This window comes from Lentzea nigeriaca, from assembly GCF_016907955.1.
Taxonomy (GTDB): domain Bacteria; phylum Actinomycetota; class Actinomycetes; order Mycobacteriales; family Pseudonocardiaceae; genus Lentzea; species Lentzea nigeriaca.
The window spans coordinates 141936-163517 of the sequence record NZ_JAFBCX010000002.1 but is presented as its reverse complement, the minus strand read 5'-3'; the positions used below and the strand labels follow the sequence as shown (position 1 = coordinate 163517).

The following is a 21582-nucleotide window of genomic DNA, read 5'->3' as shown; positions in this document are numbered from 1 at the left end:
CTACCAGAGGTCTACCGACGCGGCCGATGCGTTCGAACATCTTCGAACGGCACAGTTCAGGGCATGGGAGTACTGGCTATCGCGACGATCTTCATCGCCCTCGCACTGCTGGCAGCCGTGCCTCTCGTGGCACTGCTGCACTGGTCCGACCGTTGAAGTTCAGGTAACGAGCGTTAACCTCCTCGCGAGCAGTTCGCTTCGAGGAGGATGAAGGCATGGAGATCTCGGGTACCGCGGCCATCGTCACCGGTGGCGCGTCCGGTCTCGGCGGCGCGACCGCACGTGCGCTGGCGGCGCGTGGAGCGCAGGTGTTCGCGCTCGACCTGCCCAGCGCCATCGAGAAGGCCGACGTCGTCGAGAACGTCACCTACCTGGCCGCCGACGTGACCTCCGGCGAAGAGGTCCAGGCCGCCGTCGACACCGCCGCCGGCTCCGGCAACCCCTTGCGCATCACGGTGAACTGCGCGGGCATCGGCCCGTCGTCCCGCACCGTCGGCAAGACCGGCCCGCACGACCTCGACCTCTACCGCAAGATCATCGAGGTCAACCTGATCGGCACCTTCAACGTCCTGCGCCTGGCCGCCGCCGCCATGGGCAAGACCGAGGAACTCGAGCACGGCGCTCGCGGCGTGATCATCAACACCGCCTCGATCGCCGCGTTCGACGGCCAGATCGGCCAGGTCGCCTACGCCTCGTCCAAGGGCGGCGTCGTCGGCATGACCCTCCCGGCCGCCCGCGACCTCTCGTCCGTCGGCATCCGCGTGCTGACCATCGCGCCCGGCATCGTCGACACCCCGATGCTCGCCACGGTCTCCGACGAGTTCCGCGCGGGTCTCGCGGCCGGGGTGCCGTTCCCGAAGCGCCTCGCCCAGCCGTCCGAGTACGCCCAGCTGGCGGTCTCGCTGGTCGAGCACGACTACCTGAACGGCGAGGTCATCCGGATGGACGGCGCTCTTCGCATGGCGCCGCGCTAAAGATCTCCCGAGTACGGCAGACGTGACATGGCGTCCGAGGTCATCCACTCGCGCAGGCGGTGGGTGGCCCGGACGTCGTCCTCGTTGTACTCCAGCAGCCGCCGCCGCTGCTCGGTGTCGAGCGCGTCGCCGTTCATCCCCACCGCGGCCCGGTACCAGCGCATGGAGTTCTCGCCGCCGGCCTCCGGGTCGCGCCACTGGAAGCCCGCCACCGGGGCGATGATCTTCAGGCCCTTGCCGTGGGCGCACAGGAACTGCTCGCGGACGATGCCGAACAGGTCCACCCAGGAGTCCGACTCGATGAACTCCTTGACCTGCGCGGTGGTCGGGATGCCCGGCTTGCCCGCGAAGCGTTCTGCCGACGCCAGCAGCCAGCGGTTCTCGGCGAGCTCGTTGTAGCAGTAGGCGCGGAACGACAGCCCTCGTGCCTTGGCGCGCAGCCGGATGCCCGTCAGCCAGGTCCAGAACTCGGCGAAGCTTCGCGCCTCGTCGTCGCACGGCAGCGCGTCCCACGTGACGAACGCGCGGTAGCCGTGCTCCTCGTCGATGTCCTTTCCGGACAGCAGGCAGCCCCACATGTACGCGCCGAGGTCGCCGAAGCTCTCCATGTCGACGTCGACCTCGACGTCCGCGCGCGGCACCTTCATCTCCGGCACCCGGCGCACCAGCGTCAGGTCGCGCAGCCATGCCCGCGCCAGCACCACGGCGTCGCCGAACGGCATGCCCACCAACTGGATCGGGCCTTCGACGGCCGGATCCAGCTCGGCCAGTGCGTCCACAGTGGACAGACCGATCTTGCGCAACGCCACCGCGTCCTCGCCGCGCACGACGAGGCTGACGTCCCTGCCCTGCTTGAGGTCGTTGTCGCACGTCGGCCACCACGGGCACGTCTTGCAGTCGACGATCCGGGACGGCTTGGCGAGCGGGTCCTTCTGGTTCACCGCCGCCAGCGCCACGGCCAGCCGGTCGGAGAACCGCGCGTCGTACTCGGCCAGCGCGGTGCGGCCGCCGGGCCACGTCGGCGCTTCGAGGTCGTGCCACAGCACGACGTCCGCGTCCATGCCGATCACGCCACCGGTCGCCCGGCCGTGCGCCGCGTAGCCGGCGGCCTGCAGCTGACGTTGGGCGTGGGCCAGCCGGAGCTGGTCGCGCGGCTGGGGCCGGACCTTGCGGTGCGGGTCCGTGCGGCTGCCACCGGGCAACGGCATCGTCAACGGGCTCGTGCGCGCACCCTGGCCGGGATCGGTGATCTTGTGCCGCACCACGAGCACCGGCACGTAGCCGGTGACGTCCTTGACCAGCAGGTCGATGCCACCGCGACGGCCACCGCGCGGATCACGTGGCAGCGCGGCGCCCCAGATGTACGGCGCGCCCATCTCCATCGCGGCGAGGGTGACGCGTTCGCGGTCCGCGCTGCGCACGTCCGGCCCGTTCGGCACCTCGAGGAGATTCGAGCCGACGATCCGGCCGAGGGCGTCCGCCACCGCGCGGCGATGGTTCGTCGCGTCCGCTTTCCGTTGTTCCGAAGCCGGATCCGGCGCCGCTTTGGGAGCGTCGCGCATCTCCGGATCGTTTTCGAGGTGCACCCGCCGCCGACAACGAGTGACCACGCCGGCGTCGAGCTGCACCTGGGAAGTCACTGATGCAGGGTATGTCGCGCGTCGACCTCATGTGTCAGCAACCTGGGCAGTAAGTTTCATCTGACGGAGGAGGTGTACCCGAATGGCGCGCAAAACCGGCCATCTGATCACGCCCAAGAGGGCCAAGAACCTGGTCGGCGTGGCGAAGGTGATCGCCCCGGTGCTCGTTCCGGTGCTCGCTCCGGTGCTGGCCCGCGGTGCCGGGATGCTGAGCGACCAGTACGACCGCTATCGCGCGCGCCGCCTCGGCATCGACGTCGCCGACATCGGCAAGTACTCGGGTCACGGCGCCCGTTTGCACGCGCGGATTGTCGGTTTCTCCGACTCCCTGGAATCTTTGCGCGCTTCCGACGAAGCGTGGGTTTCGAAGACCGAGGCGCGACTCGCCCAACTCCTCGCCGCCGTCCGCGCCTCCGAACGCATGCCGACGGCCCGGCGCAAAGCCGCACACCGGGCCGTCGGAACCGATCTGGACGTGCTGGAGCAGGAACTGCTCAGGCGCCTGAACGTGCGCTGACCTCGGGAACCTTCCCGGTCACCTCAGCGACCGCCTTCACCGCCGCCTCCTCGACCACCTGACCGGGGTCGAGGTGCGCGGTGACCTCCTCCATCACCTCGGCGACCCGTTCCTCACGCTTGATCATCGGATCGGACCGCAGGTCACGGGCCAACGACACGCACAACCCGACCATCACGACCATGAACGGCAACGCCGCGATGATCGTCAGGTTCTGCAGTCCTGTCAGCGCGTTCGACCCGCCGACAAGCAACATCACGGCAGCGACGGCACCCGTCAGTACACCCCAGAAGACCACCACCGGTTTCGTAGGCCGGATCGATCCGCACTGCGAGAGCGTTCCCATCACGATCGACGCCGCATCGGCACCGGACACGAAGAAGATCGCCACCAGCACCATCACGACAACACCGGCGATCGTCGCCAACGGGAACTGGTCCAGCAGCGCGAACAGCTGCGACTCCGGCGAGGACTGACCCGCCAGGTCGACCCCGGACCGCTGCTCGAAGATCGCCGTCCCGCCCAGGATCGCGAACCACACCAGTGACACCGCGGACGGCACCAGGATCACGCCCGCCACGAACTGCTTGATCGTGCGGCCACGCGAGATCCGGGCGATGAACATGCCGACGAACGGCGTCCACGAGATCCACCACGCCCAGTAGAAGATCGTCCACCCGGAGAGCCACGTCTCCGTCGCGTCACCACCCGAGGCGGCGGTGCGGCCCGCCATGTCCGCGAGCTCGCGGAAGTAGTCGCCCAGCGCCGTCGGCAGCAGGTTCAGGATGAACACGGTCGGACCGACCACGAACAGGAACAACGCCAGCACGACCGCCAGCACCATGTTGATGTTCGACAGCCACTGGATGCCCTTCGCGACACCCGAGACGGCGGACGCGACGAACGCCACGGTCAGCACCGCGATGATCGCGACCAGCACGCCCTTGCCGACGTCGCCCGCCCAGCCGGCGGCCTCCAGACCGGACCCGATCTGCAGCGCGCCCAGTCCCAACGAAGCCGCCGAGCCGAACAACGTCGCGAAGATCGCCATCACGTCGATGGCCCGGCCCCAGCCGCTGGCGGCCCGACGGCCCAGCACAGGCGCGAACGCGGCGCTGATCAGCGAAGACCGGCCACGCCGGAAGCTGCCGTACGCGATCGCGATGCCGACCACGGCGTAGATGGCCCACGGGTGCAACGTCCAGTGGAAGAGCGTGGTGGCCATCGCGGTCTCGAGCGGATCACCGGAGGTCCCCGGCGGCGGTTTCACGTAGTGCGAGAGCGGCTCGTTGACGCCGTAGAACATCAGACCGATGCCCATGCCGGCGCTGAACATCATCGCGACCCACGAAACCGTCTTGAACTCGGGTTTCTCGTCGTCACGGCCGAGCGGGATCTTGCCGTAGCGGCTGAACGCGAGCCACAGGGCGAAGACCACGAACCCGGAGGCCGAGATCACGAAGGCCCATCCCAGATTCTGGATGATCCAGCCGAGCGCCGTCTTCGAGAAGGTCGCGAGACTGGAAGTGCCGACGATTCCCCAGGCCACGAACGCGAGCGTCAGACCTGCGGCAACGCCGAACACGACCCGGTCGGTACGGCCCGGCTGATCGCATTGGTTAGGCATGCGCACCTAGCTACCCGCTCATAGACCGCGACAAACTCGTCCGATTACCCTCAGCTGCGTGAGCACACGGTCGAGTGAGTTGCGCACCCTGCGGGGTGCCGCGCTTGCGCTGACCTCATCCGCGCTCACGATCGCCGCGCACGGACTGGGCGGCGGAGAGCTGGCCGAGTTCATCCACGCGGTACCGCTCGTCGTGCTGATCGCGTTCGCCGCGGGCAGCCTCGCCGACAAGCGCACCGGGCGGCTCTCGGTCATCGCCGGGCTCGCGACGGCCCAGCTCGCGCAACACCTGCTGCTGACCTGGGTCAACCACGAGCACACGAACACGCTCAGCGGCCGGATGTTCGTGGCGCACCTCGTCGCCGCGACGCTGACCGGCCTGCTGCTGTTCCACGCGGAGAACGCCCTGTTCAGGCTGTTCGCCGCGGTCACCCGCCTGATCCCTCGCAGGCTCACGCCGCTGCCGGTCACCACGCCGGTGCGGACGTTCACCAGCACGCCGTACACGCAGCAGCAGTACGTGGCGCTGTACCCGCGTGCACACGGGCGGCGCGGCCCACCACCCAACTCCTGATCACCCAATCCCCCAATCCCTTTGGCAATCAGGAGCCACAACTTCATGTCGACAAATCGATTTGGCGTGCGCGCGCTCGCCGTCCTCGGTGTGGCCGGACTCGCGGTCCTCGGCACGCCGACCATCGCATCCGCGCACGTCAGCGCTCAGCCGTCCGAGTTCACCCAGGGCGGCCGTGCGACGTTCGCGTTCCGCGTCCCCAACGAGCGGGACAACGCGGGCACGATCAAGCTCGAGGTCACCCTGCCGCAGGACACGCCGCTCACCTCGGTGCGCACCAAGCCGCTGCCCGGCTGGAAGGCCGAGGCCGTCAAGGGCAAGCTCGACAAGCCCGTGACGGTCGGCGGCAAGGAGATCACCGAGGCGTTCAGGACGATCACCTGGACAGCCGACCCCGGCGTGAAGATCGGGATCAACGAGTACCAGGAGTTCTTCGTCGCGCTCGGCACCCTGCCGGAGGGCAAGGACAAGCTCGAACTCCCCGCCAAGCAGACCTACGAGAACGGCGAGGTCGTCGACTGGAGCCAGTCGACCGGCGCCGACGGCAAGGAGCCCGAGCACCCGGCGCCCGCGCTGAAGCTCGCCCCGAAGAAGGCCGCCCAGGACGACCACGGCCACGGCGCGTCCAACACGGGCACCGAGACGCACGAGGCATCGGCGTCCACGAGTTCCGACCAGACCGCCCGCTACCTCGGTGGCGCCGGTCTGGCCGTCGGCGCGCTGGGTCTGGGCTTCGGTGTCGGCGCCATCCTGCGTTCGAGGCGCAAGGCATGAAGCGCGCGCTCATCGCGTGCCTGATCGCTGGTGCGGCCGTGCTCGTCACGGCCGCCCCCGCGGCGGCGCACAACGCACTGATCAGCAGCGACCCGAAGGACAAGACCTCGCTGGAGGTCGGCCCGTCCACGGTCACGCTGACGTTCGACCAGGACGTGCAGGGCGGCCAGGGCATCAACACGATCTCGGTCGTGGACGCCAACGGTGGCCACTACGAGATCGCCGGCGACCCGACGATCAAGGACAACGCGGTCTCCACGCAGGTCGCAGCGCTCGGCAAGGCCGGGCAGTACAAGATCGGCTACCGCATCCTGTCCGCGGACGGCCACCCCGTCTCCGGTGAGCTGACGTTCACGCTGACCAAGGACGGCACCGGCACTCCCCGCCAGGTCGCGACCGACAACCCCGCGGACAAGCCGAACGACGGCCTGCCCATCTGGGTGTGGATCGCAGGCGCCGTGGTGCTCCTCGGCGGCGGCGTGTTCTTCGCCCTGCGCGGCGGAGGCACCAAGGCATGAGCGACGTCCGGACCACCGCCCCCTCCCACTACCGCGTACTCGCCGGGCTCGTCCTCGGCGCACTCGCGGGCATCGCGCTCGGCCTCGTGCTGGCACCACCCGTCGTGGTCGCCGGGGTCGTGGACGCCGGGGCGGCGGTCCGGTACGGCCTGCCGGTCACCCGAGTTCTGCTGGACGTCTCGGCGACCATCGTCGTCGGGCTGTCGATCCTGCCGAAGCTGCTCGGCTTCGACCGGCCCACGCACACCGAACCCGTGATGCGCCTCGCCAGGCCGGCCGCGGTCGTCGCCGCCGCCGTCTGGGTCGTCACCGCGCTGCTGGCGATCGTGCTGCAGGCCGCTGAACTGCGGCCGGGCAGCGACGTCAGCATCGGCAACGCGATCGACTACATCGCGAACGTCGGCGCGGGCAAGGGCCTGCTGTTCAGCGCGGCCTGTGCGTTCGTCTACCTGTTCGTCGGCGTGATGGCTGTGCGCAACGGTGAGTCGGTACCCGCTGAGCTGCGGATTCTCATCTCGATGTTCGGGCTGCTGCCCATCCCGGTGACCGGGCACGCCTCCAACTGGAAGTACCACGACTACTCGATGGTCTCCATGGAGCTGCACGTGCTGGGCGCCGCAGCGTGGACGGGCGGGCTCGGCGCGTTGATGGCGCTGGTCGCCTACCGCAAGGGGCTGCTGGCGGCCGCGCTGCCGAAGTTCTCCAAGGTCGCGACCATCTCGCTGATCGTGGTGTCGGTGACCGGCCTGTTCAACGGGCTGCTGGAGCTGATCCTCAACCCGGTCGTGCCGTTTCCGCAGTCGCTGGTCACCACCGGCTACGGGCTGCTGTTCATCGGCAAGGCGGTGTGCGCGGGGCTGATCGCGCTGCTCGGCGCGCACATCCGGTGGCGGCTGCTGCCGAAGATCTCGCAGCACAAGGTCACGGCGATCGTGCAGTGGGCGGTACTGGAAGTGACCATCATGGGCGTCGCGTTCGGGCTCGCCGTGGTGCTCAGCCGCGCGCCCGTCAGCTGAACCCCGTCGCCACGCGCACCAGGTCGGCAACAGCGCGCGACCTGCTGTGCGGTGGCCACGCGATCACCGTCGTCACCTTCGGCGCGTCCACCACCGGTACTGCGACCAGGCCTTCGAGCAGGCCCACACGGACGACCTCCGGCATGACCGCGACGGCGCGGCCGAGCGCGATCATCTGGAACAGCTGCGTCAGGTCGTGCACCTCCACGCCTGGGCCGGGAAGGTAGGTGCCGTCGGGCTCCGGCCAACGCGCGAGCTCCGGCAGATCGATGACATCAGCCATCCGCAGCCCAGCCGCACCGGCCAGTGGATGCGAGCTCGACATGATCGCGAACTGGCTCTCGGCGTGCAGGGGCTCGACGTCGAGACCCGCGGTCGAGTCGAACGGTTCGTGCAGGATCGCCACGTCGGCTCGTCCGTCGAGCAGTGGCTGCGCGGCGTGGGCCTGGCAGAGCAGCAGGTCGACGGCGACCGCACCCGGTTCGGCGGCGTAGGCGTCGAGCAGCTTCGCCAGCAGTTCGCTGGAACCACCGGCCTTGGCGGCCAGCACCAGCGATGGCCGGTCGACGTTGCGTGTGCGCCTCTCGGCCGCGGCGACCGCACCGAGGATCGACCGTGCCTCGGCCAGGAGCACCGCACCCGCCTCGGTGAGCGAGACCCTGCGGCTGGTGCGGGCCAGCAACGCGACGCCGAGCCGATGTTCGAGCTGGGCGATCGTCCGCGACAACGGCGGCTGGGCGATGCCCAGACGGTCGGCGGCCCGGCCGAAGTGCAGTTCCTCCGCGACCGCGACGAAGTACCGAAGCTCTCGGGTCTCCACACGTCCACGCTATCGATACCGGCCGGGTATCGCTGCCACATCGAAGTGATGTTGGTCTTGAACGCGGGCTGGACCACGATCAGATGCATGAGCGAACAGACGATTGCGCTGGTCACCGGCGCGAACAAGGGCATCGGGTACGAGATCGCCGCAGGGCTCGGCGCATTGGGGATGAGCGTCGGAGTCGGCGCGCGGGACCCTCAGCGCGGCGAGGAAGCGGCGACGAAGCTGCGCGCGGAAGGCGTCGACGCGTTCTTCGTGCCGTTGGATGTCACCGACGACGAGAGCGTCACCAAAGCCGCGGGACTCTTCGACGAGCGGTTCGGACGGCTCGACGTGCTGGTCAACAACGCGGCGATCGCCGGAGGATGGCCGGACCAGCCGTCGACGGCCACGCCGGAGAGCATCAGGACGGTGGTGGAGACCAACGTGATCGGCGTCGTCCGGGTCACCAACGCGATGTTGCCGCTGCTGAGCCGTTCACCGCGGCCGCGAATCGTGAACCAGTCGAGCCACGTCGCGTCGCTGACGTTGCAGAGCACCCCCGACGTCACCCTCGGCGGGATCAGCGGGACCTACTCACCGTCGAAGACATACTTGAACGCGATCACCGTCCAGTACGCCAAGGAGCTGGAGAACATCAAGGTCAACGGTGCGTGCCCGGGTTATGTGGCGACCGATCTCAACGGCTTCCAGGGAAGGGACACCCCCGCGGAGGGAGCCAGGATCGCGATCAGGCTGGCCACCCTGCCCGACGACGGTCCGACCGGAGGCCTGTTCGACTTCAGCGGACCGGTCCCCTGGTAATTGTTCAACGTGAAACATTCGCAGGACTCGGCGAGTGGTCTGATCGGCGCGACGAGCTGCCCACGAATGGGCTAGTCGGTGATCAGTCGAGCCGAAGATTCCTCACGCATGCGCGCCAGCCGGTTCATCGTGCGCTGGCCGCGGCGGTCCAGCTCGCGGCTGTCGATCCAGCCGTTGGCGTAGTAGCGGTAGTCCTGCGCCAGGGCGACGAGCTCCGCGAGGTAGTCGGCCGAACGCCGCCGTCGCTCCTCGTCGAACGCCGCGAGCAGCGGCAACTGGGTGTCGACGACCTCGTCGAGCAACTGCGCGGATCGCAGCGCTCGCTTGGAACGCCACCTCCGAGTAAGGCTCACGTGCCGCACCTCGCCCTTCGCCCCGACCTGCCGCACCTTAGGCGTGGATTTCTCGCCCGTCGATGCTGCATTCGCAGGAGAAGGCCCTGGCGTTACCGGTTCGTGTCCCACACCATCCGAAAGTGATGCTAAAAGACCCAAACGAGTTGGAGTCAGGCGGCCGTGTCGGTTCCTGTGAAGCGGGCAACGCGTTCGGCCAACTCGCGGGCCTCGGGGTTGTTGCGGCGCTTCTCGGCTTCCTGGCGCAAGGGCTCCATGCGCTGCTTCGTGCGGACCGACTTGAGCCCTTCGGACAGGTCGACGGCCTGGCGGCCGACCTTGGCGCCGTGGTCGATGTCGCCCTCGATGAGGTGGTTGATCGACATCGACGTGAGGTTGAACGAACGGCTGCGGGCCATGTCATCGCCGAAGCTGCTGATCGCCTTGGACAGGTAGGGGATGGCCGTTCGGGCGTACTTCGTGTCCACGGTCTGCGCCAGCTCGGTGTGCACCGTGCCGATCATGGACGAGAGGTCGATCTCGTTGAAGAACCTCGCCCAGGCGGGCGCTTCGGCGATGTCCGCGCGGGAGAACTCGTCACGCGCGCGGCCGAGCAGCTTCAGCGCCTGCTCGTCGGAACCCATCTTCGCGTAGGCCCAGGCCTCGTTCGCGCACAGGATGCCCACCGCCAGTTCGGAACCGGAGTTCTGCGCGGCCAGCTGACCCAGCTGGAACACCTTCAGCGCGTCGTCCGGGGCGTTCTGGTGCAGGTAGACGCGACCCATGCGGTACAGGATGTTCGCCATCAGCGCCTCGTTGTCGCCCTGCTTGGCGAGGTCGAGCGCCTGACCGAAGTGGTTGCGGGCCGAGTCCATCAAGCCCGTGTCGAACGACGTCCAGCCGGCGAGGTTGTGCAGGTCGGCCAATGCGACGAAGAGGCGCTGGCGTACGACGTCGGTCGAGCTCGCACCGAGCATCTGCTGGCCCCAGGACAGCTGGGCGACCACGGCGTCGCGGCAGGAGCCGCCGCCGTACTGGTAGTCGAGGGCGCGCAGAGCCCGCGTCGCCGCTTCGACCTGGCGCACATCGGTCATGCCGATGCGTCCCGGAGCCGGAGTCTGTGTGGGGTGAGAAACCCACGACCCGGAGTCCGCTCCGAACACGGCCGCGCCCACTGTCACGGCGGCGGCGTGCGCGAGGAACTTCCGACGCTTCACCGACTCGTCCTCCTCAGGATGGGGTGAGTCCGCGGTTGCGGCCACCCTCACTGCCGTTGTCTCGTCATAGGCGAGACCCATGTATCCACGTGGGACACCCAGGCCGACGGCGATCCTGGTGAGGACGTCATATGCCATCACCTGGCGTCCCTTGAGGATCTCCGAGACCTCGGACTGCGACTGGCCCGTGAGCGCCGCGATCTGGCGCTGGGACACGCCGTGCCGTCGGAGCAGCCGGTAGACCGAGCTGATCTCTCGTCGGGCCAGTGCGTCCCGCATCTCCTGCTGGTCCCACACCTCGGCGGGAATCGGAGAGCCCTGGGAACCCATGGTGTTCATCGCGCACCCTCACAGTCCGTTGGGCGTCATCGGCAGACTAGGGGCAGGTCCCCGAGCCCGAGAAGTCCTCTTCGGCGAGGCTGATCGGCCCCACCGAACACCGCTTACCGCTCACCGTAAGACTTCCACCGGTCAGCGCTGTGACGTCCCGTTCCGGCATGAATCATCGCAATCTGGATTCCGGTAAGCGAGTGAGCACGGAGAGGAACGACCAATAGTGGACAGCTCCTCCCCGAGTTCCACCTCCATTGTGGAGACGGGTGACACCGACTCCACATGGCGCGGCACGACCGGGCAGCGTCGGACGTGGCAGATCAGCTGCGGCGACGTGGTCGACCGGGACCGCCAGCTCACCGTGAAGGTCGTCCAGGGCCAAGTGGTTCTGGTGGGACCTCCCGGTGAGACGGCAGTCTTGTCCCACGACCAGCTCGTACAGCTCAGGGCTGCGCTACGCGAAGCCGCCGACCAGGCGGAAAGGTGACGGTGAGTTCCTCGATGGACGCGATCCTCGGACAGGTTCTTCGCAACGCTGTGTGGGAACGACTCGACCTGCTCACGGAGCTGGCGAGCCGCGCGGACGCCCCGTCCCTGCTGTCGGTGGCTCGATCCGAGCTCCCTCGGCTGACCGAGGGATGGCGTGCTCTGCTGGCAGCGCACGAGCCGGACGAGAAGGGCAACTGCCCCGAGTGCTCCGGCCGTTGGCGCCAGCAGAAGTCACCCTGCTCGGTGTGGCGCGCCGCGTACGAACACCTGGTCGCGGGCGGACTCGCCCCGCGCCCGGCTCGCCACCTGCGCGAGGCTCCGGTGACCCCTCCTGTCACCAGAACCCGCCGCGCGGTGGCTCGAGCCCACTAACGGGCCTTTGCGACTGACCTGGCGTCCCCCCGACACGACCAGGTCTGCAAACGGCCTACTGACCGGTGGTCCGCGATGGGCGAACCCCCGACCGCGACATCGCGGACCCCGGTCAGCTCAACAACTCCACAGATTCCCGCGGGCCGGTGACGTGCACCTTCCCTCCCCGACCGGCACCGGTCCGCGGTCACCAACCCCGGCCTCTCGTCTGCACCCTCCCGCGCAGGCGAGGGGCCGTTTTCACATTGCGAAAAGTACGCGGGGAGCTTTCGTACTCTCCTGGCGTACGAAAGGGCCCCGCGTGCGGACAAGCAGCAGCGGGCTAGCGGTGTGTGCCGGTCTTCCAGGTCAGGTACGAGGTGAGGCCGGGGAAGAGCCGGCCGGACAGCTCGAACGCCTTGAGCTGCCACGGGAACAGGTGCTCCGCCCGTTCCTTCTCCACGGCGTCGACGATCGCCTTCGCGCACTGGGCCGGCGTCACCGTGGGGATCAGCCGGGCGATCACGGGGATCCGTTCCTCGGCACCGGGGTTGTTGTTGAAGTACTCGCTGGACACCTTGCCCGGGATCACTTCGCTGATCCCGACGCCTGTTCCGCGCAGGTCCAGGCGCAACGACGCGGTCAGGCCGCGCAGCGCCCACCGCGACGACTGGTAGCCCACGCAGCCGGGAATCGGCAGGCGAGACACCGGCGAGTTCACGTTGACGATCCAGCCGGAGCCGCGGGAACGCATGGCGCCCAAGTACTCCCTGGTCAGCAGCAACGCCGCCATATATGGCACCGATGTCATCGTCTGCAGCTCGTCTGCCGAGGTGTCGTCGAGGAACAGCCAGCGACCGACGCCCGCGTTGTTGACGAGCACATCAGGCGCTTCGACCTCCTCGGCGAGCGCGCGGATCTGCGCGGCGTCCGCGAGATCTGCCGTGTGCGCGGTCGCCGAGCCACCGAACTCGATGATCCGCTTGACCTGTAGATCGAGCAGTTCGGCGCTCCGGGCCACAAGGTGGACGTGTGCGCCGTGGGCCGCGAACCTGAACGCGGCCTCCGCGCCGATCCCCTGGGACGCTCCCGTGACCAGAACCCTCTTGCCCGACAGCTGCATCAGACCACCGATCGCACTCGACTCATGAACCCCGCCGCCAGCGCCGTCGCCAGCGCCGACGCCGCGAACAGACCGCGGTAGCCACCAAGGTTGGCCAAGATCAGGGCAGTCAGCAAGGGGGCGATGACCTGCGGCAACGCGTTGGCCACGTTGAGCACGCCCAGATCCTTGGCCCGGTCGGAGGCCGCGGGCAGCACCTGGGTCAGCAGCGCGATCGCGACGGCCCAGTAGATGCCGAAGCCGACGCCGAGCAACGGAGCGGCGATCAGGACGGCGATCCAGGTCGGCCAGATGACCAGGATGAACGCCGCCAGCGCCATCACAGCCGCGGCGCCGTAAACATACGGCTTACGGCGCCCGGAGCGATCACTCCGTGCGCCGAACAGCACCGCTCCTGCGGCGAGTGCCACCCCGTAGAGCGCCATGAGCACGAGCAGGCCGTCCTCTGGCGACGGGTGGTGCACCACGTCGCCGAGGAAGTAGAGGAGGTACAGCGTCCCGAACGCGTTGCCGAGGTTGATCATCAAATGCCCCAGCCAGGCCCACGCGAAGTCCGGGTGCTCGCGGGGTGAGATCCAGAACGTCGGCCGGACCGGCTTCACGATCAGCTGCGTGTCGGGCGTCCTCAACACGAAGAAGATCGCACCTGCGAGCACGATGGCCGCGCACGCCAGATATCCGGCCGACAGCCCGCTGACCAGCAGTGTCACCACGACCGCGCCCAGCACGGTGCCGAGCATCTGGCTGATGCCGATCAACCCGCCGACCTGCGCCCGTTGCTCGACCGGCACCCGATCCGGCACGGCCGAGGTCAACGCGGCGAGCATCCCACCGATGCCGGCCTGCACCAGGCACCAGCCGACGGTCATCACGACCACCGACGGCGCGTTGGCGAGAACGCCGAGGCCAAGCGCACCGAGGATCGCGCCACCCAACGTCCAGGGATGACGACGACCGAACCGTGAGGTCGTGCGGTCGGACAGGAAACCGATCAACGGCACCACGAACAGTGAGACCACACCGCCGAAACCGGTGACGATGCCGAATACGAGCTCCTTGTTCGCCTTGTTCAGCAGCTCGGCCTGTTGCGGCAGCAGTACCTGGATCGGCGCGTAGACGGCCAGCCACAGCCCCAGGTTCGCGAGGAACAGCCACGCCATCCACCCTCGCCGGACGCGGACCACCGGCTCCGCAAGTGCCTCACTCACCACTGATCACCCTTCTGTACCAGTGGAACGAGTCGCGCGGCGTGCGTCGCTGCGTCTCGTAGTCGACGTGAACCAACCCGAACCGCTGCGAATATCCGGCCTCCCACTCGAAGTTGTCGAGCAGGGACCACACGAAGTAGCCGGACACGTCAGCCGCCAGCGCCGCCTTGAGGTGTCCGTCGAGGTAGGAGATCCGCGCGGTGTCCTCGATCTCGTGCGGGAAGCTGCACCCGCTCTCGGTGACGTACACCGGCGGCAGGTTCGGATGCCGTTCGCGAAGCTGGGTGATGATCTCCGTCAGCCCGGACGGCACGACGGGCCAGCCGAAGCCGGTGCGCGGGTACTCGTCGATCTCCACGAGCTCGAACGGCAGCGGGTTGCCCTCCGACGGCGACTTCAGCCGCGTCGGGTTGTAGTAGTTCACCCCGTAGAAGTCGAGCGGCTGGTGGATGACCTGCAGATCTCCGTCGACGATCGGCAGGAGATCGGCGACTGCGTCCGGATATCGGCCCGACAGAAGTGGGTCCGCGTACAGCCAGTTGTGGATTTCGCTGTACGCCTCGGCAGCTGCTGCGTCGTTCGGACCAGCAGGCCAGGCGGGCGTGTGGTTGTTGGCGGAGCCAACGGCTTGGGCGTTGAACGAGCGGAGCACTTCGACCGCACGGCCGTGAGCGAGGTTCAGGTGGTGGGCGGTCGGCAGCGCGTCGAAGAGCAACGTCTTGCCCGGCGCGTGCTCACCGATCGCGTAGCCCTGCAAGGTCACCATCGCGGGCTCGTTGATCGGGATCCACAGCTTCACCCGGTCGGCGAGACGATCGGCGACCAGCGCCGTGTAGTCGGCGAACCGGTCCGCGATGTCCCTGGTGAGCCACCCGCCCTCGGCTTCGAGCGGAAGCGGGGTGTCCCAGTGGTAGAGCGTGACGACCGGCGCGATGCCGACGTCGACGAGAGCGTCGACCAGGCGGTCGTAGAAGTCGAGTCCCTCGGCGTTGGCAGGTCCCTTGCCCGTCGGCTGGATGCGCGGCCACGCGATGGAGAACCGGTACGCGTTCACACCGAGCTGTGTCATGAGCGCAACGTCTTCACGCCAGCGGTGGTAATGATCGCAGGCAACGCTGGCGTTGTGGTTCTCGTGCACCGGAGTGAACTCGTCCCACACGGAAGGGCCCCGACCGCCCTCGTTGAACGCGCCCTCGATCTGGAACGCGGACGTCGACACTCCCCAGAGGAAGTCGCTCATCGATCCTCCAAATGTGAAACTTGTTCGGATCGTAGGCGTGTTGACAGGTTCAGGGAAGTGAAAGAGCCGTACAACAGGCAAGATGGAAGTACCCGAACTACTGGGAGTCGCCGTGACGAGCACCACCCCGCTTCGCCGCCAGCCCGTCCAGCAGCGCAGCGCCAAACGAGTAGAGCGAATGCTCGAGGCCTGCGCGACCCTCATCGACGAGGTGGGCTACGACGGCGTCACCACGACGTTGATCGCGGAGAGAGCGGGTGTCGCGGTCGGCTCGCTGTACCAGTTCTTCCCGGACAAGAGAGCCGTCGTCCAGGCACTGACACTGCGCAACGTCGACAGGTTCTCCCAGGGCATCACCGAACGGCTCGAGAAGGCGACCCTCGAGCACTGGTGGGACGCCGTGGACACGGTGTTCGACGTCTACGTGACGATGCACCGCGAGATCCCCGCGTTCGGGAAGCTGCACTTCGGCGACGTCGTGGACATGCGACTGCTCGACGACCGCCGCGACAACAACGCCGTCATCTCCGACAAGATCTCCGAGCTGATCTCCGGCAACTTCGGGATCCCGATGAGCGAGGTCCAGCTGCCGATCGCGATCGCGGTCGAGGCAGCGGACGCCGTGCTGAAGATGGCGTTCCGGAACAGCTCCACCGGCGACCAGGCGATCCTGGTGGAGGCGAAGGCGCTGGTCAGGGGCTACCTGTCGTCGCGCCTGCCCGCCTAACCGAAGTTCCGGCGCTCACCGCGGTACGTCGGCACGGTCCGCTCGATCCGGTCACCACGCACCAGGTGCACCTCGTCGAACCGCTCGAACAGCTCACCCGCCTTGGCGTGCCGCATCCAGACCCGGTCACCGATCTTCAACTGCTCGGCGGCCTTCCCGGTGACCGGCGTCTGCACCTCGCCCGCGCCTTCGAGGCCGAGCGTCTTCAGCCCCTCCGGCAGGTACGGCGACGGCTGCCGGTCGGGCGTCGGCGTGCCGGACGCGATGTAGCCGCCGGCGAAGAGTGTGGCCGTGCGCTTGTTCGGCTTGCGGACCACCGACAACGCGAAGAGCGCCGCGGGCACCGGCTTGAACGACTGGTAGGCGTCGAAGAGGGTCGGGCCGAAGAGACCGGAGCCTGCGGCGAGCTCCGTGACGGACGGGTCGGAGCCGGTCAGCTCCAGGCTGCCGGTGCCGCCGCCGTTGACGAACTCCAGGTCGGCCACCTCGCGGATGGCGGAGATCGCGGCGGTGCGGCGGGCCACCAGTTCGGGGCCGGACTTGGACTGGATGAGGCGGATTCCGATGGCGCGCAACGGCTGTCCCGGTGGGTTGTCGCCGAGGCCGGCGATCTGACCCTCGTACGCCATGACGCCGACGAGCTTGAAGCCCTGTCGTCGGGTGATCTTGGCGGCCAGTGCGCGGGCCTGCTGCGGCGTGTGGATCGGCGAACGGCGCGGCCCGATGTGGACGCCGGGCAGCGGGCGCCACGAGACGTCCAGTTCGAGGCACACGCGGATGTCGGAGTGCGGGCCGATCGCGGCGTCCACGAAGTCGAGTTGCTCGACCGAGTCGACCATGATGGTGACGCGCTGACGTGCCGTTTCGTTGGCGGCGAGCTTCTGCAGCGCTGCGCGGTCGGCGGTCGGGTAGGCCACCAGGAGGTCTTCGCTGACGTTCTGCTCCGACAACCACAGCGCCTCGGCCAGCGAGTAGCACATGATCCCGGAGTAGCCGGGCCGTTCGAGTGCCCGGCTCACCAGGTCGCGCACACGGATCGACTTGCTCGCGACCCGGATCGGGTGACCGGCAGCGCGGCGGGCGAGGTCCGCCGCGTTGTGGTCGAAGGCGTCCAGGTCGACGATCGCGAACGGAGGATCCAGATCCTTCGTCGCGGCGTCGAGTCGTGTTTTGCGCATGCACTGACGGTACGTCGTGAACCCTTGAAACGTGAAGGGCTTTCACTTACGTTACTCGCAGGTCACACTCTCTCGTGGAGGTCCGCGTGTGGACGAACTGGGCTAGAACGGCTTCGTGCACGCCTGCGCGCGTCGTCCACCCGGCGAGCACGGACGAGATCGCGGCGGCGGTCGTGTCCGGCGGCCGTGTCCGCGCGCGGGGCAGCGGTCACTCGTTCAACGACATCGCGGTCGCGCCCGAGGTGGCACTCGACCTCGACCGGTGGACGGGAATCGTGCGCGCGGACACGGAGTCCGGCCTGGTGACCGTCCGCTCCGGCACGCCTCTGCACGTGCTGAACACCGACCTGCACCGCCTCGGCCTCGCCATGCCGAACCTCGGCGACATCGACGCCCAGACCGTCGCGGGTGCCGTCTCCACCTCCACCCACGGCACCGGCGCCAAGCTGGGCGTGCTGGCCACCGCCATCGCCGAACTGGAACTGGTGCTGGCCGACGGATCCGTCGTCACGTGCTCCCGCTCCGAACGCTCCGACCTCTTCAACGCGGCCCGCGTCGGCCTCGGCGCGCTCGGCATCATCAGCACGATCACCCTGCAGTGCGTGCCGTCGTTCGTGCTGCAGGCTTCCGAGGCCCCCGGCCGGCTCGACGCCGTGCTGGAGCAGTTCGACGACCTGTGCGCGGTCGAGGACCACGTGGAGTTCCACTGGTTCACGCACTCCGACCGCGTGATCCTCAAGCGCAACAACAGAATCCCCGAACCGGCGAAGCCGCTCTCCCGCGCACGCCAGCTCTGGGAGTACGAGGTCATGGAGAACGCCGCGTTCGGCGCGGTGTGCAAGGTGGCCAAGACATTCCCGCGCTACACCCGCCGCCTGAACGAGCTCTGCGGCTCGCTGATCTCCGAACGGTCCTATTCGGACTACTCGCACAACGTCTTCGTGACGCCGCGAAGAGTCCGGTTCGTGGAGACCGAGTTCTCCCTCCCGCGCGAGACGCTGATGGACGTCATCGCCGAACTCCGCGCCGTCGCCGGCAAGCTGGGCGACCGGGACGCGCTGATCGTGCCGTGCGAGGTCCGAGTCGCGCAGGCCGACGACATCTGGCTGTCCACCGCGTCCGGCCGCGACACCGCGTACATCTCGATGCACCAAGCACTCGGCATGCAGTACAAGGCCTTCTTCGACGCGTACGCGAGCATCGCCGCGTCGGTGGGCGGACGTCCGCACTGGGGCAAGATGCACGACCTGACGGCGACCGAGCTCCGCCCGCTGTACCCGCACTTCGACGACTTCCTGCGGGTGCGGGACGAGGTCGACCCCGACCGCACCTTCACGAACGCCTACCTGGACCGCGTGCTCGGCTGAGCGCACGCGGGGCCCCCGCGTACTGCAGGAGAGTACGAAAGCTCCCCGCGTACTCTCAGAGAACGGCGCGAACGGCGTCGGCGATCGGCGTATCGCCGTTCGTCAGCTCCAGCGTCTTGCCGATCGTCTGCGGAGCGTTGAGCAACTCCGCCAGCACGGCGGCGACATCCGCCCGAGTGACCGACGCCCGTGGCAACCGAGGCGCCGCCAGCGTCACCAGGCCAGTGGGCGGATCGTTCACCAACGGCCCCGGCCGCAAGATCGTCCAATCGAGATCCCGCCCCCGAAGGTCTTCTTCGGCCAACTTCTTGGCCTTCAGGTAGACAGCGAACTCCGGGTCCACAGAAGGAGAGTCGGCGGACTCGATCCCGACGGTCGACACCTGGACGAACCGCCGCACCCCCGCCTCGACGGCAGCCGAGGCGAACAGGGCGGCGGCTCCGAAGTCGACGGTGTCCTTGCGGGCGGCCCCAGAGCCTGGCCCGGCACCAGCGGCGAAAACCGCGGCATCAGCACCGTTCAAATACGCGGCGACCGAGTCCACGTCGGCGGACTCCAGGTCGCACAACACCGGAACGGCTCCGGCTTCCTGCACGTCGGTGAAGTGATCGGGGTTGCGGACCAGTGCGGTGGCCGCGTCTCCACGGGTGGCCAGCTGCTGCTCCAGAAGCAGCGCGATCTGCCCGTGTCCGCCGGCTATGACTACTCGCATGGCCCCGACCGTAGATCAGGAAGCGGTGGCGAGCACCTGCTCGTAGACCAGCTCGTTGACCCAGCGGGTGATGGCGGTGTCCTCGGCCGGCACGTTCTCCTGGCGGCCCGTGACGTCGACCGAGAGGTCCTTCTCGTCGTCGGCCAGCAGGACCGAGACGCCGTAGCGGCGGACGCGCGGCAGGCAGTTCGACAGGTAGTCGTGCGAGAACGCGACCGACTCCGGGAGAACGACAGCGGCGTTGCCGTAGCGGGCGAAGGGGACGGCGGACGCGAGCGCGGTGCGCCAGTGGCGGGCGACGGCCAGCACGCCGACGATGCGGACGGCGGCCGGCGGGACGCGGCCTTCCATCTCCGGCCACACCCACGTGGAAACGGTGGTCTTGTCGGCCTCGGGGCCCGCACCCACGCACACGCGCTCGGCGTGGGCGTCGGCCAGGAGCTCAGCCACGACGACGACCTTGCGGCCCATCAGGACCATCTCGGGCAGAACCACGCCGTGCCAGCCGAGGCGGATCGCCGCAGCGGCTGCCAGCTCCTCGACGGACGCGGGCAGTTCCGGAACCGGGAGCGCGGTGGTCGACAGTCCCTGTGCGCTGCCGGGTGCCGCGATCCTTGCTGGGGTGCTGCTCACGCCAGTGCCTCCTCGCCACCCGCGGCGGGCGATCCGCCGCGTTTCGACTCGTGCTCTGGATAAGGCGTACCAGGAAGCGCGCGGCCCGCCCCCAGGTCGCCGCACCCCCTGCGATCGACGGCGCCGACCGGTCGGTGACCGGTCGAAGAGCAGCGCGGGGAGTTCGGTCCTACGATGCTGCCGTCTGGGTGACGTTAATCCGGTTGGACGCACCAAAAGTGCTGCTCAGAGTGGGTGCACTACGCGTGGGGGCGAAAAACCGGTCGGCGACGCCGGTCACCGCCCGTCGACCGTTCACCGCGCCAGAACGACCACCTACATGATGATCACGGTCTTGCCGGGCCCGTGACCTGCGAAAACGTCAGTTGCCTCGCGCAGTGGCACACGTCGGCTGATCGGCACGCTGAGGTCTCCTGCCTGGACCATCGACGCGAGGCGCACGAGCGTTTCCCGCGACCCCTTCATGCCGAAGTTCTGGGCCGGATCGCTGGAGACGTAGTTGGTGTTGAAGGCCAACGGCGCGTAGCGCGCGTTCGCCTCGAAGGACGAGCGGTCGGCGCTGACGAGGTCGATCAGGGCGTCGGCCTCGACGAGGGAGTCGCCACGGCCGATCGGGATCACCCGCTTGCCGGCCGCACGAGCGATCTGCACGGCGAACGAGCCGACGCCGCCGTTCGGCCCGATGATGAGCACGGATTCCGCGGAACCGAGCGACTCGACCAACTGCAAGGCGGTCATACCGGCGGTCGGCAATGCGGCGGCAACGGCGGGATCGAGGTCTTCCGGCAACGGAGCCAACACGTTCCCGGCCGGAACTGTGACGTACTCGGCGTATGTACCGATGCCGACCGGACGGTGGAAGAACGTTCCGAAAATCCTCTCTCCGGAACCAACAACCTCACCCGCCCCGTCAGTTCCGGGAACCAACGGGAACCGATGTTCCGCGGAACCGCGGAGCATGCCGTCGACGACTTTGCGGTCGAACGGGTTCACGCTCGCCGCGAACAAGCGCACCTTCACCTCGTTCGGGCCCGGTTCCGGCTCGGGAAGCTCGACGAGTTCGAGTTCCGCGCCGAAGTCCGCCGCCGCTATCGCCCACATGCCGACCCCCGAACGAGTGACAGACATCACCTGTTGGATCAAGGAATCCGATACTGCCGATCAACGAAAGAACCCCTCTCGCGTAATCCGCGAGAGGGGTTCCATCTGTCTTTCGATGGGCAAGGGGGGAGTTGAACCCCCACGTCCTTTCGGACACACGGACCTGAACCGTGCGCGTCTGCCATTCCGCCACTTGCCCCTGGAGACGTGGAGAACACTAGCACGCGTCCAAACCAGGTTCCTAATCGCCCCCTGTAGGCCCGGTCGTACCCGGATACGATCGGTACAGGAGCCCGTCCGAGCG

The 21582-nt window shown here is 68.1% G+C and carries 22 protein-coding genes and 1 tRNA gene; 10 read left to right on the top strand and 13 right to left on the bottom strand.

Annotation, left to right across the window (positions count from 1 at the left end):
• Positions 1–215: 215 nt before the first annotated feature.
• Entirely contained in the window at positions 216–974 is a 759-nt protein-coding gene (locus JOD27_RS07040) for an SDR family NAD(P)-dependent oxidoreductase (RefSeq protein WP_204761322.1), read from the top strand.
• Here the strand turns inward: JOD27_RS07040 and JOD27_RS07035 are convergent.
• A complete protein-coding gene (locus JOD27_RS07035; protein WP_204761321.1) occupies positions 971–2614 on the bottom strand; it encodes a TM0106 family RecB-like putative nuclease in 1644 nt (547 codons plus the stop codon). The genes JOD27_RS07040 and JOD27_RS07035 overlap by 4 nt on opposite strands.
• A gap of 82 nt (positions 2615–2696) precedes the next feature.
• On the opposite strand from JOD27_RS07035, the gene JOD27_RS07030 reads away from it, so the two are divergent.
• Positions 2697–3131 carry a DUF6474 family protein gene (locus tag JOD27_RS07030; protein ID WP_204761320.1) on the top strand — a complete coding sequence of 145 codons (435 nt, stop codon included), beginning with the start codon at positions 2697–2699 and terminating at the stop codon, positions 3129–3131.
• On the opposite strand, the gene JOD27_RS07025 is transcribed toward JOD27_RS07030, so the two are convergent.
• Positions 3109–4758 carry a BCCT family transporter gene (locus tag JOD27_RS07025; RefSeq protein WP_204761319.1) on the bottom strand — a complete coding sequence of 550 codons (1650 nt, stop codon included), beginning with the start codon at positions 4756–4758 and terminating at the stop codon, positions 3109–3111. The genes JOD27_RS07030 and JOD27_RS07025 overlap by 23 nt on opposite strands.
• A 58-nt stretch (positions 4759–4816) precedes the next feature.
• Between JOD27_RS07025 and JOD27_RS07020 the strand changes: the two genes are divergently transcribed.
• From JOD27_RS07020 to JOD27_RS07005, 4 genes are all read left to right on the top strand, one after another.
• On the top strand, positions 4817–5332 hold the full coding sequence (locus JOD27_RS07020) for a hypothetical protein (protein ID WP_204761318.1): 516 nt from the start codon (positions 4817–4819) through the stop codon (positions 5330–5332).
• Between the two features lie 66 nt (positions 5333–5398).
• Positions 5399–6106 carry a YcnI family copper-binding membrane protein gene (locus tag JOD27_RS07015; protein ID WP_307829965.1) on the top strand — a complete coding sequence of 236 codons (708 nt, stop codon included), beginning with the start codon at positions 5399–5401 and terminating at the stop codon, positions 6104–6106.
• The gene (locus JOD27_RS07010; protein WP_204761316.1) at positions 6103–6624 is read left to right on the top strand and encodes a copper resistance CopC family protein; all 522 of its coding nucleotides are present in this window, start codon (positions 6103–6105) and stop codon (positions 6622–6624) included. The genes JOD27_RS07015 and JOD27_RS07010 overlap by 4 nt, the downstream gene beginning before the upstream one ends.
• Entirely contained in the window at positions 6621–7640 is a 1020-nt protein-coding gene (locus JOD27_RS07005; RefSeq protein WP_204761315.1) for a CopD family protein, read from the top strand. The genes JOD27_RS07010 and JOD27_RS07005 overlap by 4 nt, the downstream gene beginning before the upstream one ends.
• Here JOD27_RS07005 and JOD27_RS07000 read toward each other — a convergent pair.
• Positions 7633–8460 (bottom strand): LysR family transcriptional regulator, encoded by an 828-nt coding sequence (locus tag JOD27_RS07000; RefSeq protein ID WP_204761314.1) that lies wholly within the window; start codon positions 8458–8460, stop codon positions 7633–7635. The two genes, JOD27_RS07005 and JOD27_RS07000, sit on opposite strands and share 8 nt — an antisense overlap.
• Positions 8461–8547: 87 nt before the next feature.
• Here JOD27_RS07000 and JOD27_RS06995 point away from each other — a divergent pair, with 87 nt between their 5' ends.
• Complete coding sequence (locus JOD27_RS06995) at positions 8548–9267, top strand: SDR family oxidoreductase (RefSeq protein ID WP_204761313.1); 720 nt, start codon at positions 8548–8550, stop codon at positions 9265–9267.
• Positions 9268–9338: 71 nt separating this feature from the next.
• Here JOD27_RS06995 and JOD27_RS06990 read toward each other — a convergent pair whose 3' ends face one another.
• Entirely contained in the window at positions 9339–9620 is a 282-nt protein-coding gene (locus JOD27_RS06990) for a hypothetical protein (RefSeq protein WP_109632983.1), read from the bottom strand.
• A 152-nt stretch (positions 9621–9772) separates the two neighbouring features.
• Positions 9773–11155 (bottom strand): helix-turn-helix transcriptional regulator, encoded by a 1383-nt coding sequence (locus JOD27_RS06985; protein WP_204761312.1) that lies wholly within the window; start codon positions 11153–11155, stop codon positions 9773–9775.
• Positions 11156–11650: 495 nt separating this feature from the next.
• Between JOD27_RS06985 and JOD27_RS06980 the strand changes: the two genes are divergently transcribed.
• The gene (locus JOD27_RS06980; protein ID WP_035909125.1) at positions 11651–12010 is read left to right on the top strand and encodes a hypothetical protein; all 360 of its coding nucleotides are present in this window, start codon (positions 11651–11653) and stop codon (positions 12008–12010) included.
• A 322-nt stretch (positions 12011–12332) separates the two neighbouring features.
• Here the strand turns inward: JOD27_RS06980 and JOD27_RS06975 are convergent, their stop codons facing one another.
• From JOD27_RS06975 to JOD27_RS06965, 3 genes are read right to left on the bottom strand one after another with little or no spacing between them, the layout of a single operon-like run.
• On the bottom strand, positions 12333–13112 hold the full coding sequence (locus JOD27_RS06975) for an SDR family NAD(P)-dependent oxidoreductase (RefSeq protein WP_204761311.1): 780 nt from the start codon (positions 13110–13112) through the stop codon (positions 12333–12335).
• Entirely contained in the window at positions 13112–14272 is a 1161-nt protein-coding gene (locus JOD27_RS06970; RefSeq protein WP_204762009.1) for an MFS transporter, read from the bottom strand. Before JOD27_RS06970 ends, JOD27_RS06975 begins: the two co-directional genes overlap by 1 nt.
• A 40-nt stretch (positions 14273–14312) precedes the next feature.
• On the bottom strand, positions 14313–15560 hold the full coding sequence (locus JOD27_RS06965; protein WP_204761310.1) for a GH1 family beta-glucosidase: 1248 nt from the start codon (positions 15558–15560) through the stop codon (positions 14313–14315).
• An 82-nt stretch (positions 15561–15642) separates the two neighbouring features.
• On the opposite strand from JOD27_RS06965, the gene JOD27_RS06960 reads away from it, so the two are divergent.
• Entirely contained in the window at positions 15643–16287 is a 645-nt protein-coding gene (locus JOD27_RS06960; RefSeq protein ID WP_204761309.1) for a TetR/AcrR family transcriptional regulator, read from the top strand.
• Here JOD27_RS06960 and JOD27_RS06955 read toward each other — a convergent pair.
• The gene (locus JOD27_RS06955; RefSeq protein ID WP_204761308.1) at positions 16284–17465 is read right to left on the bottom strand and encodes an amino acid deaminase/aldolase; all 1182 of its coding nucleotides are present in this window, start codon (positions 17463–17465) and stop codon (positions 16284–16286) included. The two genes, JOD27_RS06960 and JOD27_RS06955, sit on opposite strands and share 4 nt — an antisense overlap.
• Before the next feature lie 86 nt (positions 17466–17551).
• Between JOD27_RS06955 and JOD27_RS06950 the strand changes: the two genes are divergently transcribed.
• On the top strand, positions 17552–18832 hold the full coding sequence (locus JOD27_RS06950) for a D-arabinono-1,4-lactone oxidase (protein ID WP_307829963.1): 1281 nt from the start codon (positions 17552–17554) through the stop codon (positions 18830–18832).
• A gap of 55 nt (positions 18833–18887) precedes the next feature.
• On the opposite strand, the gene JOD27_RS06945 is transcribed toward JOD27_RS06950, so the two are convergent.
• The 4 genes from JOD27_RS06945 to JOD27_RS06930 all read right to left on the bottom strand — a co-directional run bounded on the left by JOD27_RS06945 (position 18888) and on the right by JOD27_RS06930 (position 21477).
• Positions 18888–19544: an NAD(P)H-binding protein gene (locus tag JOD27_RS06945; protein WP_204761306.1), complete on the bottom strand. Its 657-nt coding sequence runs from the start codon at positions 19542–19544 to the stop codon at positions 18888–18890.
• Between the two features lie 15 nt (positions 19545–19559).
• Positions 19560–20177: a hypothetical protein gene (locus tag JOD27_RS06940; protein WP_204761305.1), complete on the bottom strand. Its 618-nt coding sequence runs from the start codon at positions 20175–20177 to the stop codon at positions 19560–19562.
• A 315-nt stretch (positions 20178–20492) separates the two neighbouring features.
• Positions 20493–21305 (bottom strand): NADP-dependent oxidoreductase, encoded by an 813-nt coding sequence (locus tag JOD27_RS06935; protein WP_204761304.1) that lies wholly within the window; start codon positions 21303–21305, stop codon positions 20493–20495.
• A gap of 89 nt (positions 21306–21394) precedes the next feature.
• A tRNA-Leu gene (locus JOD27_RS06930) sits at positions 21395–21477 on the bottom strand.
• Positions 21478–21582 lie beyond the last annotated feature (105 nt).

Excerpts from the sequence above, each read along its gene's own strand:
- JOD27_RS06965 (WP_204761310.1), bottom strand. The coding sequence starts at position 15,560 with ATGAGCGACTTCCTCTGGGGAGTGTCGACGTCCGCGTTCCAGATCGAG.
- JOD27_RS06955 (WP_204761308.1), bottom strand. The coding sequence starts at position 17,465 with ATGCGCAAAACACGACTCGACGCCGCGACGAAGGATCTGGATCCTCCG.
- JOD27_RS07025 (WP_204761319.1), bottom strand. The coding sequence starts at position 4,758 with ATGCCTAACCAATGCGATCAGCCGGGCCGTACCGACCGGGTCGTGTTC.
- JOD27_RS06975 (WP_204761311.1), bottom strand. The coding sequence starts at position 13,112 with ATGCAGCTGTCGGGCAAGAGGGTTCTGGTCACGGGAGCGTCCCAGGGG.
- JOD27_RS06980 (WP_035909125.1), top strand. The coding sequence starts at position 11,651 with ATGGACGCGATCCTCGGACAGGTTCTTCGCAACGCTGTGTGGGAACGA.
- JOD27_RS06995 (WP_204761313.1), top strand. The coding sequence starts at position 8,548 with ATGAGCGAACAGACGATTGCGCTGGTCACCGGCGCGAACAAGGGCATC.
- JOD27_RS07010 (WP_204761316.1), top strand. The coding sequence starts at position 6,103 with ATGAAGCGCGCGCTCATCGCGTGCCTGATCGCTGGTGCGGCCGTGCTC.
- JOD27_RS07040 (WP_204761322.1), top strand. The coding sequence starts at position 216 with ATGGAGATCTCGGGTACCGCGGCCATCGTCACCGGTGGCGCGTCCGGT.
- JOD27_RS06985 (WP_204761312.1), bottom strand. The coding sequence starts at position 11,155 with ATGAACACCATGGGTTCCCAGGGCTCTCCGATTCCCGCCGAGGTGTGG.
- JOD27_RS06935 (WP_204761304.1), bottom strand. The coding sequence starts at position 21,305 with ATGTCTGTCACTCGTTCGGGGGTCGGCATGTGGGCGATAGCGGCGGCG.
- JOD27_RS07005 (WP_204761315.1), top strand. The coding sequence starts at position 6,621 with ATGAGCGACGTCCGGACCACCGCCCCCTCCCACTACCGCGTACTCGCC.
- JOD27_RS06960 (WP_204761309.1), top strand. The coding sequence starts at position 15,643 with ATGGAAGTACCCGAACTACTGGGAGTCGCCGTGACGAGCACCACCCCG.
- JOD27_RS07030 (WP_204761320.1), top strand. The coding sequence starts at position 2,697 with ATGGCGCGCAAAACCGGCCATCTGATCACGCCCAAGAGGGCCAAGAAC.
- JOD27_RS06970 (WP_204762009.1), bottom strand. The coding sequence starts at position 14,272 with ATGGCGTGGCTGTTCCTCGCGAACCTGGGGCTGTGGCTGGCCGTCTAC.
- JOD27_RS06945 (WP_204761306.1), bottom strand. The coding sequence starts at position 19,544 with ATGCGAGTAGTCATAGCCGGCGGACACGGGCAGATCGCGCTGCTTCTG.